Below are 16,901 nucleotides of genomic sequence, written 5' to 3'. Positions count from 1 at the left end.
AGGGTAGATTCCGAGCCCGACCAGGGGAAAACGGACGTCCACCATCATGTCAGCCTCGCCGCCGCCGATGCCCGGGGACGCCGCGCGCTTTGCCGCGGTCGACGCACCTCCACGCGTGCGTCGGCTGCTCGGCGCGTTGTTGGGTCTTGCCCGGCAGTCCCTGACCGCACCGCTGACCCTGACCGTGGTGGAGCTGGAGCGTGAACTGCTGCGGGATGCAGAACGCGCCCGCAATGGCCAGGTGCAGGCCGACCTGCTCGCCCAGGCACGGCAGATCCACCCTTTCTCCGAGGGCTTCAGCCAGCGTTTCCTGGAGCAGCTGGCCCAAGCATTCGCCGCCCTCTTCGCGCCGCCGGGCGAAGCACCCGCACGGGTCGAACCCGTGCGTGCGGCCGTGCCCACGCTGACCTTGGTCAATGACGTCGATATCGATCGCGACATCGTGCTGGTGGACATCATGCGCCGCGAACTGCAGCGCTCGGCCAATGCCCTGCAGCTGCTGGGCCAGCGCATGGCGGTGCTGGCAGCCGCGCCCGCAGTGGACGCCGAGCACGTGCCGCTGGGACCGTCGACGCTGTGCGCCATCGTGCGCAGACTGGGCGACGAAGGCGGGCTGGAGCTGGATGCGCAGCTGGCCCTGTACCGCAGTTTCGAACGTCAGGTACTGGAGCGTCTGGGCGAACTCCTGGAACGCGCCAACGTGCTGCTCGGCCACGAAGGCGTGCTGCCTGGCCTGGTGTACACGCCCTACCTGGCCCGCTCCGCGGCGACCCGGCGCATCGTGACCCAGCCGGGCCGCACTGCCGGCGCGGCAGCAGCGGCACGACCGCGCGCCACGCCGGTGACCTCATGGAACGGCGCCAACAGCAGTGCCACCCGCTCATGGTCGGCCATGATGCACGACACGCTGGGTGGCATGGCCGGCCCCGAGCCGCTTGTGCCCGCACCCGCTTCCGGGGTGCCCTCGGCGTCCGCCGCCAGTGCGGCGACTCCCCCCCCCTTGCCTTCGCCGTCGGTGGATCTGGCCTCGCCCGCGATGAGCGCCCTGCATCAACTGCTTGCCGGCGCACGCGGCGCGATTGCGCCGCCGGGTGATGCCGGCAACGCCGGTCACCCCGGTCACGCAGCCGACGTGGGCAGCGCGGGTCTCGCAACACAGGCGGCGGCACCCGGGAGCGCGGCAAGCGCGCCCACGCAGGCGCGCCCGGTGGCCACGGCCGTGCCCAGCGCGACCGTCGATGCCGTCCTGATGCAGCTGCAGACCCGCATCGCCCATGGTGCGGCCTCGCACAGCATGGCCGACCTGCAGGCCGCCCTGCTGTCGCAGCTGCGCGCCGAACACGGGGACGACGCCGCGCTGACCGTGAAGGATGGTGACACCCTGGACCTGCTGGGCCTGCTGTTCCAGCAGATCCGCCACGAGCAACGGCCACAGTCGACCACCAATGACCTGGTGGGTCGCCTGCAGGTCCCGTTGGCGCGCGCGGCACTGGCCGATCCTGGCTTCTTCGTGCGCGACGAGCATCCCGCGCGCGAGCTGCTGAACACCATCGCCGAACTGAGCGCGAGTGGACTGCAGGCCGACGATCTCGATCCGCAGCTGGTGCAGAAGATCGAACGCACCGTGGAGACGGTGGTCGAGCAGTACCACGACGACCCGGAGGTGTTCGCTGCGGCCAACGACGAAGTGCAGCAGCACCTGCGCGCGGCCGCGCACAAGGCCGAGCTGGCCGAGCGGCGCCATGTGGAAGCGGCGCGCGGCAAGGAGCGGCTTGAGGTCGCACGCCAACAGGCCACCGCATTGATCGAGCACTGCTGCGCGCAGCACCAGCCGCCGCGCTTCGTGCAGACGCTGCTGCGCCAGGCATGGGCCGATGTGCTCACCTTGACCCAACTGCGTCATGGCGAAGACTCCGCACTGTGGGAGCAGCGGTTGCAGCAGACCACGCGCATCGCGGACATCACGTCCCAGGCACCGGGGGGCGAACACGCCGCCGATGACCTGCTGTGTGCGGAGCTGGAAGCCGCAGTGCTGCAGATCGGCTGCCATCAGGACGAGGCGCATGCGATCGCCCGGCGACTGTCCACGCCGGGCGGCGAAGATGACAGCAGCTCGCGCACCGAACTGACAGCGCGCCTGAAGGCGCGCACCCGGCTGGGCGAGCAGGCCAATGGCCACGACACACGGCGTCTGGCGCCGCTTGCGCGCAGCGCTCTGGAAGAAGACTGCTACCGCCAACTGCGCACCCTGCCCTTCGGCACGTGGTTCGAGTTCGTGATCAACCAGCAAGGCGACCTGCACCGGCAGCGCCTGTCCTGGTACAGCCTGGTGACCGAGCATGCGCTGTTCGTCAATCCACGCGGCCAGAAGGTCGCCGAGTACACCCTGGATACCCTGGCGCGGCTGATGGCGCTGGAGCAGGCGCGGATCGTGACGGAAGACAACGGCCGCCTGATCGACCGTGCCTGGCAGGCCACGCTGCGTACGCTGCGCACGCTTGCAGGCAACCGCTTGGGAGACCCCGCATGAACGGCGTCGAAGACACTCCGGACACCCGCCGCGCGCCCCGGCGCAATGTCGCCGACCTGGTGCCGGTGACCGACAGCATGACCGAGCGGGTGATCGGCCGCCTGGGCAACGTCTCGGAAACCGGCATGCTGATGCTGGCCTCGGTGCCGCTGCGCGAGGATGCCCTCTACCAGTTGCAGTTCACCCTGCCGCTCAGTGACGGACATCGTGCGCCGATCGATGTGGGTGTTCATCTGCTCTGGGCCGATCCCGCGCACGTGGCTGGCCAGACGTGGGCGGGCTTCCGCTTCATCACCCTGGGGCGTGAACACCGCGACCTGCTGCGCAGCTGGATCGGTCAACAGCCCGACTGACGCCGTCCTGCCCGGGGTTTGCGCGGTGCCGGGCATTCCCCATCACGCCCAGCGCCGGTTCCGGCACAGCAGCCAGGCAGCGCTTGCGGCACAATCGTGGATTGTTTTCCAACGAGTTACCGCGATGATCCAGCATGACCCCGGCGTCCTCTATCCCGACCACCTGGCTGTGCTCTGCCAACGTGCAGAGACCGCCTTGGCCCGCGGCGGTTTCGATCATCTGGTGATTCCCAGTGGCACCCTGCACTACCAGGTGTTCGACGATCGCGATTACCCGTATGCCGTCAATCCACAGTTCAAGGCGTGGTTGCCGCTGACACGCGTGCCGAACAGCTGGTTGGTGTTCACGCCGGGCGAGCGTCCCAAGGTGATTTTCCACCAGCCTTTCGACTACTGGCATGTGGTGCCGGATGCACCGAGCGGCTGGTGGGCAGGCCACTTCGACATCCACATCATCCGTACGCCGGAAGAGGCGCTGGCGCTGCTGCCCAAGGACCGTGCGCGCTGCGCCGTGCTGGGCGAACCGCAGAGTGCGCTGGGTGACTGGGCGCCGAACAATCCGGCGGGCGTCGTCAACTATCTGGACTACCACCGCGCGTACAAGACGCCGTATGAGATCGCCCTGATGCGTCAGGCGCAGGTATCGGGCGTGCGCGGCCATCGTGCGGCAGAAGCGGCTTTCCGCGGGGGGGCCGACGAGTTCTCCATCCACATGGCGTACTGCGCCGCCGTCGGCCAGGATGCCAACGAGTTGCCCTACGGCAACATCGTGGCGCTGAACGAACACGCCGCGGTCCTGCACTACACCGAACTGGGCCGGCAGGCGCCGCAGCCGCTGCGCAGCTTCCTGATCGATGCAGGCGCGAGCGCGCACGGTTACGCCAGTGACATCACCCGCACCTACGCCATGCACGGCCACGATGAGTTCGCCGCGATGATCGCCGCCGTGGACGCAGCGCAGCAGCAGATGTGCGCGTCGGTGCGCGCAGGTGTGGACTACAAGCAGTTGCACGTGGACGCGCATCTTTCCTTGATGGGCGTCCTCAAGGATTTCGGCGTCATCACCGTGTCGCCGCAGACGGCCGTGGAGACCGGCGTCAGCGCCGCGTTCTTCCCGCATGGCTTGGGCCACCTGATCGGGCTGCAGGTGCACGACGTCGCGGGCTTCGCGGCGGGCGAAGACGGTGGCCGCATCGAACGCCCCGCCGGCCATCCCTACCTGCGCATGACACGCGTACTGGAGCCGGACATGGTCGTCACCATCGAGCCGGGCCTGTACTTCATCGACATGCTGCTGGACGAAGTGAAGCAGGCCGGTCATGGCGCCAGCATCGACTGGAACCGGGTGGATTTCTTCCGTCCGTACGGCGGCATCCGCATCGAAGACGAAGTGCTGTGCACGACCGGCGAAGCCGATAACCTGACCCGTCCGGAGTTCGCGGCGGCAGCGAACGGGTAGACCCCCTCGCGGCGGGCTGGGGTGCATCTGGGGTGGGGCCGGGCGGTGGGGCTGGGCGGGGGACGGCAAAAGCCGCTCCTGCGTGCCTCGTTTCGCGCCATCCATGGCGGGGTCCACGTCATCGCATTCGCGCTGCCGCTCCCACGCTTTGCTGCGCAAACCGTGGGCCCCGTCTCACCAGCACCCACACCCCGCCGCTTCGCGGCCGCCCCTGACTCAGGGGCTCCCTCCACCAGACGGGTCAACGAGGTCCGCGGTAGCGCCGACCCGTGGTCGGCGAGCGCAGCGGGCCGTTGGCGGAAACGTTCCGCCGACCATGGGTCGGCGCTACCGATGTCGGCATGCCCGACGTGTCCATGGCCGCCACGGACCTGTCGAAGGTGGGGCGGGGTGGGTTGGCGGGGGCGTTGAGTGCCATGGATGGCACGAAACGAGGCACGCATGGATGCAGCTTTTGCCGTCCCCCGCCACCCCACCTCGCCCCGCCTACACGCAGCCCAGCAGCCTTTGACGTTGCCTTTGCTGTGGCTGTGGCTTCAAAGCGAGCGCCGGGCGCAACCCCGGCAACCCCCTCATCCCTGCATGAACGCTTCGATCTCGTCCGCGCTGCGTGCCAGACCCTCGGTCAGCACCCGGTGCCCGTTGTCCGTGATCAACACATCATCCTCGGTCCGGATGCCAATGCCGCGCCAGCGCGCGTCCACGCTCGTATCGTCCGCGCTCACATACAGCCCCGGCTCGATGGTGAACACCATGCCCGGCTCCAACAGGCGGGACTCGCCAGCCAAGCGGTAATCGCCGACATCGTGCACGTCCAGGCCGATCCAATGACCGGTCTTGTGCCGATAGAAGCGCTTGTAATGCGCCTCGGCGATGTTGGCCTCCAGCGTTCCCTTCAACAGCCCGAGCCGCAGCAGGCCCTCGGTCAGCACGGTGACCGCTGCCAGATGGCCCGCCTCATACGCCACACCCGGCCGTGCCTGCGCCAACGCCGCAGCCTGGGCCGCACCGACCAGGTCATGCAGCGCCCGCTGCTCGGCACTGAAGCGTCCATTGACCGGAAACGTACGGGTGATGTCGCTGGCGTAGTTGCGATACTCCGCACCTGCATCGATCAGGACCAGATCGCCATCGCGTGAGCGCGCGTTGTTGTCGCGGTAATGCAGGATGCAGGCATTGTGACCGGCCCCGACGATACTGGAATACGCGGGGCAGGCATCGTGGGCGCGGAACACGCGCTCCACCTCGGCCTGCAGTTCGTACTCATGGATACCAGGCCGCGCGACACGCATCGCAGCCTGGTGCGCCTGCACGCTGATCCGCGCTGCTTCGTCCATCACCGCCACTTCCGCCGCCGATTTGAACAGGCGCTGTTCGTGCAGCAGATGGCCCAGTTCGAGGAACTCGTGCGGCGGTTGCGCACCGTGCCGCACCTGCGATCGCACGCGGTTGACCCAGCCGATCAGCTTGAGGTCGAACTCCGCATCGCGGCCAAAGTGGTAGTAGACGCGCGAACGCCCTTCCAGCAGGCCGGGCAGGATGTCGTCCAGATCGTCGATCGGGAACGCATCGTCCATGCCGAAATCCGCCACGGCGCCCTCCTGGCCGGCCCGCGCGCCGTCCCATGCCTCCCGTTCGGCATCGCGCTCGCGGCAGAACAGGATCACTTCCCCATGGCGGCGGCCGGGCACCAGGACCAGCACGGCATCCGGCTCCGGGAAGCCACTGAGGTACCAGAAATCCGAGTCCTGCCGGTACGGGTAATGCGTATCCAGGCTGCGGACTTTCTCCGACGCTGCCGGCAGTACCAGGATCGCATCGTCGCCCGCCATCTCCATCAACTGGCGACGGCGGCGCCTGTATTCGGCGGCACCGATGCCGGTGCGCTGACGGAGGTCCGCGCGCGCCCCGCCCATCAGTTCAGGCGCTGGCGATGGCGTGCAGCCATCACGCAGTCCCCGTGCAGCAGCAGCACCGCGATGCGGATGAACTCCTCGATTTCCGCGAGGGCTTCCTCGTCGTCCTCGGCGTCACTATCAAAATCCTCGCTCGACGCCTGGGCCAGCTTGGCCAGATCGTTGAGCGCTTCTTCGCCTTCTTCGGACAACGGCGGCCGGCTATGGCCCGAGCCCAGCCCGAATCCGCCAAGGAAGGCGCGCGCCCATCCAAACAGGGCATCGACCTGGTCGTTGGTCGCCGTGCTGTCGGTCAGCAGCAGCTCGAAGCCGAAATCGCGGTCTTCCAGCTGCTTCACCGACGCCTCCAGCAATTGCGCCAGCGCACTCCCTTCGGCCACGGAAGGCAGCGCATCGTCCGCCAGCACGCGGGCCGGCCAGTCATTTCCCGGCGCACCGCCGGCAGCCAGCCAGCCACACAGGCCGCCATGCAGTTCGGCGGGGGTCGCGCCAAGGCCCAGCGTGGCACTGGCACGGAAGACGTCGTCGACGGAAGGAAGTTCGGTCATCTGCAAGCTCATCTCGGTAAGGGGGCGACCTGCGCGTTACCGCTCGTGTCGCCGATGGGCTAGTTTAGAACGGGACGCGTCACCTCGCAGCCTATCTGCGCCGACGCTTGACCGTGGTCAAACCCCCTGAGACTCTTGCGCCCATGGACCATCCCAGCCCCTTCGACCAGTTGCAGGCCTTCGCCGCCCGGGTGGAGGCGCTGCTTGAGCGCAACCAGCGCCTTGCCGAGGAGAACCGCAGCCTGCGCCACCAGCAGGAACAGCTGGCCACCGAGCGCTCCACCCTGCTGGCCAAGAACGAACAGGCCCGCTCGCGCGTGGAAGCGATGATCACCCGGCTCAAATCCCTGGAGCAGCACACATGAGCGGCGCAGAACCGGTCAACGTCCGCATCCTGGACCGTGATTACACCGTGGGGGTCGGCGCAGAAGAGCGCGACAGCCTGATGGCCGCCTCGCGCCTTCTGGATGCGAAGATGCGCGAAATCCGGGGCAGCAACCGGATGGTCGGCGTAGATCGCGTGGCCGTACTGGCAGCCCTCAACCTGGCCCACGAACTGCAGCAGCTGCGCGACGAGAATGCCCGCCAGGCCGTTGCCCTGCAGCAGACCCTGTCCGACCTCAACCGCCGCCTCGACCGCGCGATCGACCAGTAAAAAAGGGGACGGAGGGGATCAAGGCGTTTTTGACACTGCGTATCGCGCCTTGATCGCCTGCGTCCCCCTTTTCCCGTTTCTGAATTGGTACGCACTGTTGCCGACGAACGGACTACCCCTCCGCAGTGGGCTCGCTATACTGTTGGTGCGTTCTCTGCGGTACACGACGGCATGTGCAAACATTCGCCTTGTCCCTTAAGAACGACACCGGGAGCGCGACGGAGCCGGGAGTGCAGGTCCGCCTTGTAGCGGGAAGCCCGATGGCCCCCCAGCGTTCCCACTTGAGCCCCTGGGTTCAAGGTCGTTTCGCATGCATCGTCATTGCGGAGAATGCAAGATTCGACAAAGGCGGCGTCTTCGGATGTCGCCTTTGTTTTTTCCAGCGCGGCACGCGGCACAATGGGGCGATTCCCTCACCGCCGAGCCGACGATGACCGATCCGCGCCAGGACCTGCGTGCCCTTCTGCGGCAGCGCCGTCGCGACCTGCCTGCTGCCGTCCGCATCGACGCGGCGGATCGCTTGGCCGAGCGCCTGTTCGCCCTGCCTTTTGCGCCCCGACACGGCCATGTCGCCGGTTACTGGGCGATGGATGGCGAGATCGCCCTGCATCGCTGGCAGGTGGGACTGCCCGAAGCAGTGACCTATTGCCTGCCCGTGCTGCAGGGTGACGTGCTGCGCTTCGCGCCGTGGCGTCCGGGTCAGCCGCTGCGGCAGAACCGCTTCGGCATACCCGAACCGGACCTTGCCGCGGCCGACACCCTGCAAGCCGCTGACATGGACCTGGTGGTCACGCCCTTGGTGGGCTTCGATGCCGGCGGTGGGCGCCTGGGCATGGGAGGCGGCTGGTATGATCGCAGCTTCGCCTTCCGGCACGATCGCCCCACTCCGCCGTGGTTGGTCGGCGCGGCCTTCGCCGTGCAGCAGGTCGATGCATTGCCGGTGGCGTCGTGGGACGTCCAGGTCGATGCCATCTGCACCGAGGCGACCACCCTTTTCACTTCCCCCGTGAACGCATGACTGCCCGCAAGCGCTACTGGCTGATGAAGTCCGAACCGGACGCCTTTTCCATCGACGACCTGCAGCGCGTCGGCACCGAGCCGTGGAATGGTGTACGCAACTACCAGGCGCGCAACTTCATGCGCGACGGCATGCACGTCGGCGACGGCATCCTGTTCTACCACTCCAATACCAAGGTGCCCGGCATCGTCGGGGTGGCCACCGTGGCAAGTGCCGCCTATCCCGACGACACCCAGTTCGATCCGACATCGGACTACCACGACCCGAAGAGCACCCGCGAAGAACCGCGCTGGATGCTGGTGGACGTGGCCTTCGAACGGAAGCTGGCCCGGGTGATCGCGCTGGACGAGATAAAGCAGCACACCGATGAACTCGGCGAGGGCTTCCCGCTTACCGCCAAAGGCAATCGCCTGTCTGTGTTCCCGGTGACGGCCGCGCAGTGGAAGCTGCTGTTGTCGCTGGAAAAGAAAGCCTGACGCCGCCCCGCCTGCTGCGACCTGTCCGCCTCCCTCCCGCCATTCCCCTCCTGAGATTCTCCGCATGTCCGAAGCCAAGCGCCTGGCCGCCGAAAAAGCCATCGAGTACGTTGAAGACGGCATGATCGTCGGCGTCGGCACCGGGTCCACCGTGGCCTATTTCATCGACGCACTGGGCCGTATCCAGCACCGTATCAAGGGCGCCGTGTCCAGTTCCGAGCAGAGCACCGCGCAGTTGCGGAAGCATGGCATCGAGGTGATGGAACTCAACCACACCGGCACGCTGTCGCTGTATGTGGATGGTGCCGACGAGTGCGATCCGGGCAAGTGCCTGATCAAGGGCGGTGGTGCCGCACTGACCCGCGAAAAGATCATCGCCGAGGCCAGCGAGCGCTTCATCTGCATCGTCGACCCGAGCAAGCAGGTGCCCGTGCTGGGCCGGTTCCCGCTGCCGGTGGAAGTCATCCCGATGGCGCGCAGCCTGGTCGCCCGGCAGATCCGCGACATGACCGGCGGGCAGCCGACGTGGCGCGAAGGCGTGGTGACCGACAACGGCAACCAGATCCTGGATATCCACCATCTGCAGATCACCGATCCGGAGAAGCTTGAGCGCGAGCTCAACCAGTTGCCGGGCGTGGTGTGCGTCGGCCTGTTCGCACGGCGCCGCGCCGACGTGGTGATCATTGGCGGCGAACCGCCCGTGGTGCTGTGAATCCTGCCCGCTCCCCCGAAAAGGTAAACACGATGTCAATCCGTACCCTGCTCCTGCTGCCCCTTCTTGCCTTGGCCGGCTGCGCCACCGGCGCGCCCCAGCACTGGGTGGAACTGGAAGGTGCCCGTTACCAGGTGGAGCTTGCGCAGAACGACGAGACGCGTGCGCGCGGCCTGATGTTCCGCGACAGCATGCCCGAGGACCACGGCATGCTGTTCATCCATGATCGCGAGGAACAGCAGGCGTACTGGATGAAGAACACCAAGCTGGGCCTGGACATCCTGTACTTCGACAGCGCGCGCAGGCTGGTCAGTCAGCAGCGCGATGTGCCGCCCTGCTCGGCGGGCGACATGTGCCCGCCGTACCCGAGCACCGGGCCCGCACGTTACGTGCTGGAGCTCAATGCGGGGCAGGCCGAAAAGATGAAACTCAAGGATGGCTCGGAACTGAAGTTCGGTCCCGGCATCCCGTAACCGCGGTTGCTGCGCGGCCTGATTTCACGCCGCGCAGCTTGAATACCGAGGGCGATGCCTCCAGTCTGTCTGCATGCAGGACTGGATGACATTGCCCGACTGGGATTCGCTGGCCGAACTCGATGACGAGTCGTTGCCCCTGTTGCCGACCGCCCTGCTGATCGCCCGCGATGAGTATCCTGGGCTGGATCCCGCACGCTACGACGCCACCCTGCAGGGCTATGTCGAGCACCTGCAGGCGGAGGTGGACACGATTACCGCCGCGCCGCTGAAGATGGCCGCCATCAACCGCCATCTGTTCGACGAGCTCGGCTTCAGCGGCGACCACGACGAGTACTACGACCCGCGCAACAGTTACCTCAACGAAGTGTTCGAACGTCGTCTGGGCAATCCCATTTCGCTCGCCCTGGTGCAGATGGAAGTCGCCCGCCGGCTGGGCATTACCCTGGATGGGATTTCGTTCCCAGGACACTTCCTGGTCCGCCTGCCGATGGACGAGGGGGTGCTGGTCATGGACCCCTTCAACGGTGGCCGGCCCCTCAGCGTGGAGGAGCTCCGCGAGCGCGCCAGTTCGCATCTGGGCGGCCAGCTGCCCGATGACCAGGTGCTGGCGCAGATACTGGATCCCGCCCCCAGCCGCGCGATCCTGATGCGCATGCTGCGCAACCTGCATGGCGTCTATGCCGAGAACCATCAGTGGGATCGCGCCGCCCGCAGTGCGGATCGCCTGCTCAAGCTCGCGCCGGACAGCGGTGACGCCCTGCGTGACCGCGGTTTGGCGTACCTGAAACTGGATTACCTGGCCGGTGCGCGTCGCGACCTCGGCCGCTACGTCCAGCGCAACCCGGACGCGGGCGACGCCCAGGCCTTGCGGGAGAAACTGGTCGACCTGGGCGGGCCGCGCACGCGGCTGCATTGACCGCCGCCAGGCTGGGCGTTCGGCGCAGCGTCTCGTCGGGGCTCAGTCGATCTCGACCATCTCGAAGTCATCCTTGCCGACGCCGCAGTCCGGGCAGGTCCAGTCCTCCGGCACGTCGTCCCACGCCGTTCCCGGGGCGATGCCCTCTTCGGGCAGGCCATCCACTTCGTGGTACAGGAAGCCGCAGACCACGCACATCCACGTGCGTGCCGCGTTCGGGCGACTCTCGCTCATCGCACGTTATCCTTAAAGATCACATTACCCTTCAAGATATGGCCTTGCCTCTGCATCCTGCGGCCATTGTCCCACTGCGGCCGCACAACCGGTAGCCATCCATGACCCGAGCCCCTGTGGCGCCTCGCGGCGTCTATCTGATCACCCCCGACGAAGCCGACACAGCGCGCCTGCTGGTTCGCGTCGCCCCGTTGCTGGCGGCGGGTGCGTGCTGGCTGCAGTACCGTAACAAGTCCGCCGATGCGGTGCTCCGCCACGAACAGGCCGCCGCCCTGCAGGCCCTGTGCGATGCGCATGGCGTGCCGCTGATCATCAACGATGACGCGGTGCTGGCCCAGCGCATCGGCGCTGCAGGCGTGCATATCGGCGAGGACGACGGCGACATTGCCGCCGCGCGCGCCCTGCTGGGCCCCCGGGCCATCATCGGCGCCTCCTGCTATGACGACCTGGGCCTGGCCGAACGTGCCGTGGCAGCGGGCGCCAGCTACATTGCCTTCGGCGCCTTCCATCCCAGCAGAAGCAAGCACACCACCCGTCGCGCACACCCTGACCTGCTGCGGCAAAGCGCCGCACTGGGTGTACCGCGGGTGGCGATCGGCGGGCTGACGCCGGACAATGTCGGTCCCGTCATCACCGCCGGCGCCGAGCTGGTGGCCGTGATCAGCAGCGTGTTCGAGGCCGACGATCCGGTCGCCAGCCTGCACGCCTACCTCGCATGTTTCCAGGATTCCCGCGCATGAACCACGATCAGTCCCACGCCCTGTTTACCCGCGCCCAGGCGCTGCTGCCCGGCGGCGTCAATTCGCCGGTGCGCGCGTTCAAGTCGGTCGGTGGCGAGCCGTTCTTCGTCGAGCGCGCTGATGGCGCTTATCTGTACGACGTCGATGGCAATCGCTACATAGACTACGTCGGCTCGTGGGGCCCGATGATCGTCGGCCACAACCACCCGGCAGTACGCCAGGCGGTGAAGAAGGCAGCCGACAGCGGCCTGTCGTTCGGCGCACCCTGTGCGGCCGAAGTCACCATGGCCGAGACCCTGACCCGGCTGGTGCCGTCGTGCGAGATGGTGCGCATGGTCAACTCCGGTACCGAAGCCACCCTGTCCGCGATCCGGCTGGCCCGCGGTGCGACCGGCCGCAGCCGCATCGTCAAGTTCGAAGGCTGCTACCACGGCCACGGCGATTCGTTCCTGGTGAAGGCCGGCAGCGGCATGCTGACCCTGGGCGTACCGACCTCACCGGGCGTCCCCGCCGGCCTGAGCGAGCTCACCCTGACCCTGCCTTACAACGACTTCGATGCCGCCACGGCGTTGTTTGAAACGCAGGGCGAGCACATTGCCGGCCTGATCATCGAGCCAGTGGTCGGCAACGCCAACTGCATCCTGCCGCGCGAGGGCTACCTGCAGCATCTGCGTGCGCTGTGCACGCGCTTTGGCACCGTGCTGATCTTCGATGAAGTGATGACCGGCTTCCGCGTGGCGCTGGGCGGCGCGCAGGCGCATTACGGCATCACGCCCGACCTGACCACCTTTGGCAAGATCATCGGCGGCGGCATGCCGGTGGGCGCTTACGGCGGCAAACGCGAACTGATGCAGCAGATTTCCCCGTCGGGCCCGATCTATCAGGCGGGCACGCTGAGCGGCAACCCGGTGGCGATGGCCGCCGGCCTGGCGATGCTGGAACTGGTGCAGCAACCGGGCTTCCATGCCGACCTGTCCGCCCGTGCCGCACGCCTGTGTGCCGGTCTGGAGCAGGCCGCAGCCGATTCTGGCGTACGCGTCACCACCACGCAGGTCGGCGGAATGTTCGGCCTGTTCTTCACCGATCAGAAGGTGGAGACCTACGCCCAGGCGATCGCCTGCGACATCCCCGCGTTCAACCGCTTCTTCCATGCGATGTTGGAGCAGGGCGTCTTCCTCGCCCCGTCTGCCTATGAGGCTGGCTTCCTGTCCAGCGCGCACGACGACGACGTGATCGACGCGACCCTCGCCGCCGCCCGCATCGCCTTCAACGCCTGAGCAGAAAAGGGGACGGAGGGGATTAAGTCGTATCTGGCCTGCAGTTGGGCCAGATACGACTTAATCCCCTCCGTCCCCTTTTTTTATCAGCCGAACGTCAGCTTGCCTTTCATCATGGCGAAGTGGCCGGGGAAGGAGCAGAAGAAGGTGTAGTCGCCGCCCTTGCGCAGGAGCGTGGTGGGGAAGCGGAGGGTGGTGCTCTGACCGCCGCCGATCACCTTGGTATGAGCGAGAACGCGCGCGTCGGCCTTTGGCACGTAGCTGTCGGCCAGGGTGCCGCGCATGCCGACCATCGCCACTGCCTGGTAATCCGCTGTACGGGTCAACACCCAGTTGTGCCCCATCGCCGTCGCAGCCAGCTTGCCGGTGTGGCGCAGGGTCAGGTTGACCTCGCTGCAATCGGCCGCCAGCTTGATCTCCCGGCTGCTGAAGGTCATCTGGTCGGTACTGTCGATGCTCACGGCACATACCCGCGCCATGGCGGCCGGCGCCATCAGCAGCGCCCCCATTCCTGCGATCCACACCCACGCACTGCGCATCCGTCTACTCCCGTTCTACCCAGCCTGCATTGTAGGAACTCCGGCATGACGGTGGCTGCGACAGGGGGTCGCACCGGCGCGCTGGAGTCAGGCATGCTGCTGTGATGAATCCGCTTATCGACGTGCTGCTGCTGGATGTGGACGGCGTGCTGCTGGACTACGACGGTGCGCGGCGAATACGCCATCTTGCCGAGGCCCTGTGTGTGCCTGCCCTCCGTGTTTCGCACGCGCTGCAGGCGGGTGGGCTGGACGCTGCTTACGATAGTGGCGACGTGGATACCGTCGGCTACCTGCAACGGCTGAGCACGGCGCTGGATGCGGACGTCGACGCCCCGACCTGGGTCGCTGCCCGCGTCGTGGCCAGCCGACCCTGTGATGCGGTGATACAGCGCGTGCTGGCCCTTCCTCCCACGCTGCGGATCGGCCTGCTGACCAACAACGGACCGATGATGACCGAGGTGCTCGCGCAGTTGCTGCCGACGCTGTGTGTGCGGGCGCGTGGTCACATTCTGTGCAGCGCGATGCTCGGTGGCCGCAAGCCGGATCCGGCGGTGTACCTGCGTGCCTTGGATTGGGTGAAAGCGACGCCGCGGCGGACGTTGTTCATCGATGATTTGTTCCGCAATGTGCGCGGCGCACGTTTGGCGGGCCTGCATGCGGAGACGGCGGACGATGGCCGCAGCCTGGGGCGTGTGTTCAAGCGCTACGGTCTGGCGTAGCGCTGGACATGCGGGGGGGGCACCGCGCGGGGCGGGGCTGCGCGGGCGGACGGGGCCGGGGGGTAGAGCCGACTTTAGTCGGCTGTTTTCCGATGTTGAAGCAGCCGACTGAAGTCGGCTCTACCGGTCGGCTCTACCTCGCGTCAGCGGGCGGCGATGTAGCTCGCTACCGCCGCGTGCAGGCGCTTCAGGCCTTCGGCGATTTCTTCGTCGGTGATGTTCAGCGCGGGCACGAAGCGCAGCACGTCCGGGCCCGCCTGCAGGGTCAGCAGGCCGTGCTCGGCGGCGTGATCCAGGATCACCCCGGCCTGGCCTGCATGCGCTTTGGACAACACGGCGCCCAGCATCAGCCCACGCCCGCGCACCTGGCCGAACACGCCGAACTCGGCATTGATCCGCTCGAATCCTTCGCGCAGTGCGTGCGACTGGCGGCTGACGTTGCTCGCGATTTCAGGCGACGCCAGCTTGCGCAGTGCCACGCGGGCCACTGCGGCCGCCAACGGATTGCCACCAAAGGTCGTGCCGTGCGCGCCGAACTGCATGGTGTCGGCCACCTTGGGACCGGCCAGCATCGCGCCGATCGGGAAACCGCCACCCAGCGCCTTGGCCAGGGTCACCATGTCCGGCACCACGCCATCCTGCCAATGCGCGAACAGCGTACCGGTGCGGCCCATGCCGACCTGGATCTCATCCAGCACCAGCAGCGCGTCATGCTGGTCGCACAGGTCGCGCACCCGCTTCAGGAACCCGGGTTTGGCCGGCATCACACCGCCCTCGCCCTGCACCGGCTCGAGCATCACCGCCGCCACGTCGCCGGCGGCCATTGCGGTCTCCAGCTGCACTTCATCGTTGAAGTCCACGTAGCGGAAGCCCTGCGGCAGCGGCTCGTACCCTTCCTGATACTTCGGCTGCGCCGTCGCCGTCACGGCTGCCAGCGTGCGGCCGTGGAAACTGCCGCGGAACGTGACGATGACCCGCTTGTCGACCGGACGGCCCTGCGACGACGCCCACTTGCGCACCATCTTGATGGCCACTTCGTTGGCTTCTGCACCCGAGTTGCACAGGAACACGCGCTCGGCGAAGCGGCTGGCCTTCACCAGTTCCTCGGCAAGATGCAGCGGCGGCGCGCTGTAGAACACGTTGCTGGTGTGCCACAGCTTGCCGGCCTGTTCGGTCAATGCCGCCACCAGGTCCGGATCGTTATGGCCCAGGCCACATACCGCGATGCCAGCGGCCAGATCGATGTACTCGCGCCCCTGCGAATCCCATACGCGCGCGCCCTGGCCGCGCTCGAGCACGACCTGGCGCGGCTTGTAGACCGGCAGGTAATAGTGCGAAAGAGAAATCAGCGGATCGGTGGCAGCGGTCATGGCAGTCCGGAGAGCTTCGGAAGGTGCCCATTCTCGCCCCGCGACCCGTGCTGCACAATGGACCATGCGCCCCTTCTCTGCCCCCCAGCTCAATCCTGCCGCCGCGTCCGGCTGGCGTCGCTACTGGTTCGACATCATCTACCGGCACGATACGCCACCGTCGCGCAACTTCGACCTGTTGCTGGTACTGGCCATCATCGGCAGCGTGATCGTGGTGATGATCGACAGCGTGCAGCACCTCCACCTGCGCTGGGCGACCGCGCTGTACGCGCTGGAATGGGCGTTCACGATCCTGTTCTCGATCGAGTACGTGCTGCGCCTGATCGTGGTGAAGCGCCCGCTGCGCTATGCGGTCAGCATCTGGGGGATCATCGATCTGCTGTCGATCCTGCCGGCCTACCTGTCCCTCTTCATCCCCGGCGCGCAGACCCTGCTGGTCGTGCGTGCGCTGCGCATCCTGCGGGTGTTCCGCATCCTCAAGCTCACGCGCTATGTCGAGGAAAGCGGCGTGCTGATGCTGGCGCTGTGGCGAAGCCGGCGCAAGGTGCTGCTGTTCCTGTTCACCGTCATCACCATCACCATCATCGCCGGTGCCTTGATGTATCTCATCGAAGGCCCCAACCACGGCTTCACCAGCATTCCCAGCAGCATGTACTGGGCCGTGGTGACGATGGCCACGGTCGGGTTCGGCGATATCGTGCCGCAGACGGTGCTCGGACGTTTCGTCACGTCGATCCTGATCCTGATCGGCTACAGCATCATCGCGGTGCCCACGGGCATCTATACCGCCGAGCTGGCCAGCACGCTGCGCGATGCCGGACACGAGCAGAAGCGCGATGCGCGCGGCTGCCCACGCTGCGGCGTGGAGGGACACGAACCCGATGCACGCTACTGCCGGCAGTGCGCAGAGCCCCTGCCGGAGATCTTCAACCAATGACCGGGTGACGACATACCGTCGTCACC

General features: G+C 66.9%; 19 protein-coding genes and 1 other RNA gene. 15 read left to right on the top strand and 5 right to left on the bottom strand.

Going from position 1 to position 16,901, the window contains the following annotated elements; translation table 11 throughout:
• Nucleotides 1-46: 46 nt before the first annotated feature.
• From ICJ04_RS04120 to pepQ, 3 genes are all read left to right on the top strand, one after another.
• Nucleotides 47-2,530, top strand: a complete 2,484-nt coding sequence (locus ICJ04_RS04120; RefSeq protein WP_188326285.1) for a DUF1631 family protein — start codon at nucleotides 47-49, stop codon at nucleotides 2,528-2,530.
• Nucleotides 2,527-2,883 carry a PilZ domain-containing protein gene (locus ICJ04_RS04115; protein WP_188326284.1) on the top strand — a complete coding sequence of 119 codons (357 nt, stop codon included), beginning with the start codon at nucleotides 2,527-2,529 and terminating at the stop codon, nucleotides 2,881-2,883. The genes ICJ04_RS04120 and ICJ04_RS04115 overlap by 4 nt, the downstream gene beginning before the upstream one ends.
• Before the next feature lie 124 nt (nucleotides 2,884-3,007).
• Nucleotides 3,008-4,342 (top strand): Xaa-Pro dipeptidase, encoded by a 1,335-nt coding sequence (gene pepQ, locus ICJ04_RS04110; protein WP_188326283.1) that lies wholly within the window; start codon nucleotides 3,008-3,010, stop codon nucleotides 4,340-4,342.
• Between the two features lie 572 nt (nucleotides 4,343-4,914).
• On the opposite strand, the gene ICJ04_RS04105 is transcribed toward pepQ, so the two are convergent.
• Together ICJ04_RS04105 and ICJ04_RS04100 are read right to left on the bottom strand one after the other, a co-directional pair.
• A complete protein-coding gene (locus ICJ04_RS04105; RefSeq protein ID WP_188326282.1) occupies nucleotides 4,915-6,258 on the bottom strand; it encodes an aminopeptidase P N-terminal domain-containing protein in 1,344 nt (447 codons plus the stop codon).
• On the bottom strand, nucleotides 6,258-6,806 hold the full coding sequence (locus ICJ04_RS04100) for a UPF0149 family protein (protein ID WP_188326281.1): 549 nt from the start codon (nucleotides 6,804-6,806) through the stop codon (nucleotides 6,258-6,260). The genes ICJ04_RS04105 and ICJ04_RS04100 overlap by 1 nt, the downstream gene beginning before the upstream one ends.
• Before the next feature lie 143 nt (nucleotides 6,807-6,949).
• Between ICJ04_RS04100 and ICJ04_RS04095 the strand changes: the two genes are divergently transcribed.
• The 8 genes from ICJ04_RS04095 to ICJ04_RS04060 all read left to right on the top strand — a co-directional run bounded on the left by ICJ04_RS04095 (nucleotide 6,950) and on the right by ICJ04_RS04060 (nucleotide 11,059).
• Entirely contained in the window at nucleotides 6,950-7,171 is a 222-nt protein-coding gene (locus ICJ04_RS04095) for a TIGR02449 family protein (RefSeq protein WP_188326280.1), read from the top strand.
• A complete protein-coding gene (locus ICJ04_RS04090; RefSeq protein WP_188326279.1) occupies nucleotides 7,168-7,461 on the top strand; it encodes a cell division protein ZapA in 294 nt (97 codons plus the stop codon). Before ICJ04_RS04095 ends, ICJ04_RS04090 begins: the two co-directional genes overlap by 4 nt.
• 148 nt (nucleotides 7,462-7,609) lie before the next feature.
• Nucleotides 7,610-7,795: non-coding RNA, 6S RNA (ssrS, locus tag ICJ04_RS04085), on the top strand.
• A 96-nt stretch (nucleotides 7,796-7,891) separates the two neighbouring features.
• The gene (locus ICJ04_RS04080) at nucleotides 7,892-8,479 is read left to right on the top strand and encodes a 5-formyltetrahydrofolate cyclo-ligase (protein WP_188326278.1); all 588 of its coding nucleotides are present in this window, start codon (nucleotides 7,892-7,894) and stop codon (nucleotides 8,477-8,479) included.
• Nucleotides 8,476-8,955 carry an EVE domain-containing protein gene (locus tag ICJ04_RS04075; protein ID WP_188326277.1) on the top strand — a complete coding sequence of 160 codons (480 nt, stop codon included), beginning with the start codon at nucleotides 8,476-8,478 and terminating at the stop codon, nucleotides 8,953-8,955. Before ICJ04_RS04080 ends, ICJ04_RS04075 begins: the two co-directional genes overlap by 4 nt.
• 64 nt (nucleotides 8,956-9,019) lie before the next feature.
• Nucleotides 9,020-9,667, top strand: a complete 648-nt coding sequence (rpiA, locus tag ICJ04_RS04070) for a ribose-5-phosphate isomerase RpiA (protein ID WP_188326276.1) — start codon at nucleotides 9,020-9,022, stop codon at nucleotides 9,665-9,667.
• Between the two features lie 32 nt (nucleotides 9,668-9,699).
• Nucleotides 9,700-10,140, top strand: coding sequence for a DUF192 domain-containing protein (locus ICJ04_RS04065; RefSeq protein WP_188326275.1), 441 nt, complete (start codon nucleotides 9,700-9,702; stop codon nucleotides 10,138-10,140).
• Nucleotides 10,141-10,213: 73 nt separating this feature from the next.
• A complete protein-coding gene (locus ICJ04_RS04060; RefSeq protein ID WP_188326274.1) occupies nucleotides 10,214-11,059 on the top strand; it encodes a SirB1 family protein in 846 nt (281 codons plus the stop codon).
• A gap of 42 nt (nucleotides 11,060-11,101) precedes the next feature.
• On the opposite strand, the gene ICJ04_RS04055 is transcribed toward ICJ04_RS04060, so the two are convergent.
• Nucleotides 11,102-11,293, bottom strand: coding sequence for a rubredoxin (locus tag ICJ04_RS04055; RefSeq protein WP_188326273.1), 192 nt, complete (start codon nucleotides 11,291-11,293; stop codon nucleotides 11,102-11,104).
• 101 nt (nucleotides 11,294-11,394) lie between these two features.
• On the opposite strand from ICJ04_RS04055, the gene thiE reads away from it, so the two are divergent.
• Together thiE and hemL are read left to right on the top strand one after the other, a co-directional pair.
• On the top strand, nucleotides 11,395-12,033 hold the full coding sequence (gene thiE / locus ICJ04_RS04050) for a thiamine phosphate synthase (RefSeq protein WP_188326272.1): 639 nt from the start codon (nucleotides 11,395-11,397) through the stop codon (nucleotides 12,031-12,033).
• Complete coding sequence (gene hemL, locus ICJ04_RS04045; protein WP_188326271.1) at nucleotides 12,030-13,310, top strand: glutamate-1-semialdehyde 2,1-aminomutase; 1,281 nt, start codon at nucleotides 12,030-12,032, stop codon at nucleotides 13,308-13,310. The genes thiE and hemL overlap by 4 nt, the downstream gene beginning before the upstream one ends.
• Nucleotides 13,311-13,396: 86 nt before the next feature.
• Here the strand turns inward: hemL and azu are convergent, their stop codons facing one another.
• Nucleotides 13,397-13,849 (bottom strand): azurin, encoded by a 453-nt coding sequence (gene azu / locus ICJ04_RS04040; RefSeq protein WP_223202983.1) that lies wholly within the window; start codon nucleotides 13,847-13,849, stop codon nucleotides 13,397-13,399.
• 104 nt (nucleotides 13,850-13,953) lie between these two features.
• Between azu and ICJ04_RS04035 the strand changes: the two genes are divergently transcribed.
• Nucleotides 13,954-14,568 carry an HAD-IA family hydrolase gene (locus tag ICJ04_RS04035; RefSeq protein ID WP_188326270.1) on the top strand — a complete coding sequence of 205 codons (615 nt, stop codon included), beginning with the start codon at nucleotides 13,954-13,956 and terminating at the stop codon, nucleotides 14,566-14,568.
• A 143-nt stretch (nucleotides 14,569-14,711) separates the two neighbouring features.
• On the opposite strand, the gene ICJ04_RS04030 is transcribed toward ICJ04_RS04035, so the two are convergent.
• Nucleotides 14,712-15,938: an acetylornithine transaminase gene (locus tag ICJ04_RS04030; protein WP_188326269.1), complete on the bottom strand. Its 1,227-nt coding sequence runs from the start codon at nucleotides 15,936-15,938 to the stop codon at nucleotides 14,712-14,714.
• A gap of 64 nt (nucleotides 15,939-16,002) precedes the next feature.
• Between ICJ04_RS04030 and ICJ04_RS04025 the strand changes: the two genes are divergently transcribed.
• Nucleotides 16,003-16,875, top strand: coding sequence for an ion transporter (locus tag ICJ04_RS04025; protein ID WP_188326268.1), 873 nt, complete (start codon nucleotides 16,003-16,005; stop codon nucleotides 16,873-16,875).
• Nucleotides 16,876-16,901 lie beyond the last annotated feature (26 nt).

This window comes from Stenotrophomonas sp. 169 (assembly GCF_014621775.1).
Taxonomy (GTDB): Bacteria; Pseudomonadota; Gammaproteobacteria; order Xanthomonadales; family Xanthomonadaceae; genus Stenotrophomonas.
The sequence above is the reverse complement of the archived record's forward strand: the minus strand, read 5'-3'. Positions and strand labels throughout refer to the sequence as shown.

Excerpts from the sequence above, each read along its gene's own strand:
- ICJ04_RS04025 (WP_188326268.1), top strand. The coding sequence starts at position 16,003 with ATGCGCCCCTTCTCTGCCCCCCAGCTCAATCCTGCCGCCGCGTCCGGC.
- ICJ04_RS04055 (WP_188326273.1), bottom strand. The coding sequence starts at position 11,293 with ATGAGCGAGAGTCGCCCGAACGCGGCACGCACGTGGATGTGCGTGGTC.
- rpiA (WP_188326276.1), top strand. The coding sequence starts at position 9,020 with ATGTCCGAAGCCAAGCGCCTGGCCGCCGAAAAAGCCATCGAGTACGTT.
- ICJ04_RS04065 (WP_188326275.1), top strand. The coding sequence starts at position 9,700 with ATGTCAATCCGTACCCTGCTCCTGCTGCCCCTTCTTGCCTTGGCCGGC.
- azu (WP_223202983.1), bottom strand. The coding sequence starts at position 13,849 with ATGCGCAGTGCGTGGGTGTGGATCGCAGGAATGGGGGCGCTGCTGATG.
- ICJ04_RS04030 (WP_188326269.1), bottom strand. The coding sequence starts at position 15,938 with ATGACCGCTGCCACCGATCCGCTGATTTCTCTTTCGCACTATTACCTG.
- ICJ04_RS04080 (WP_188326278.1), top strand. The coding sequence starts at position 7,892 with ATGACCGATCCGCGCCAGGACCTGCGTGCCCTTCTGCGGCAGCGCCGT.
- thiE (WP_188326272.1), top strand. The coding sequence starts at position 11,395 with ATGACCCGAGCCCCTGTGGCGCCTCGCGGCGTCTATCTGATCACCCCC.
- ICJ04_RS04100 (WP_188326281.1), bottom strand. The coding sequence starts at position 6,806 with ATGACCGAACTTCCTTCCGTCGACGACGTCTTCCGTGCCAGTGCCACG.
- ICJ04_RS04035 (WP_188326270.1), top strand. The coding sequence starts at position 13,954 with ATGAATCCGCTTATCGACGTGCTGCTGCTGGATGTGGACGGCGTGCTG.
- ICJ04_RS04095 (WP_188326280.1), top strand. The coding sequence starts at position 6,950 with ATGGACCATCCCAGCCCCTTCGACCAGTTGCAGGCCTTCGCCGCCCGG.
- hemL (WP_188326271.1), top strand. The coding sequence starts at position 12,030 with ATGAACCACGATCAGTCCCACGCCCTGTTTACCCGCGCCCAGGCGCTG.
- ICJ04_RS04090 (WP_188326279.1), top strand. The coding sequence starts at position 7,168 with ATGAGCGGCGCAGAACCGGTCAACGTCCGCATCCTGGACCGTGATTAC.
- pepQ (WP_188326283.1), top strand. The coding sequence starts at position 3,008 with ATGATCCAGCATGACCCCGGCGTCCTCTATCCCGACCACCTGGCTGTG.
- ICJ04_RS04115 (WP_188326284.1), top strand. The coding sequence starts at position 2,527 with ATGAACGGCGTCGAAGACACTCCGGACACCCGCCGCGCGCCCCGGCGC.
- ICJ04_RS04075 (WP_188326277.1), top strand. The coding sequence starts at position 8,476 with ATGACTGCCCGCAAGCGCTACTGGCTGATGAAGTCCGAACCGGACGCC.
- ICJ04_RS04060 (WP_188326274.1), top strand. The coding sequence starts at position 10,214 with ATGCAGGACTGGATGACATTGCCCGACTGGGATTCGCTGGCCGAACTC.
- ICJ04_RS04105 (WP_188326282.1), bottom strand. The coding sequence starts at position 6,258 with ATGGGCGGGGCGCGCGCGGACCTCCGTCAGCGCACCGGCATCGGTGCC.
- ICJ04_RS04120 (WP_188326285.1), top strand. The coding sequence starts at position 47 with ATGTCAGCCTCGCCGCCGCCGATGCCCGGGGACGCCGCGCGCTTTGCC.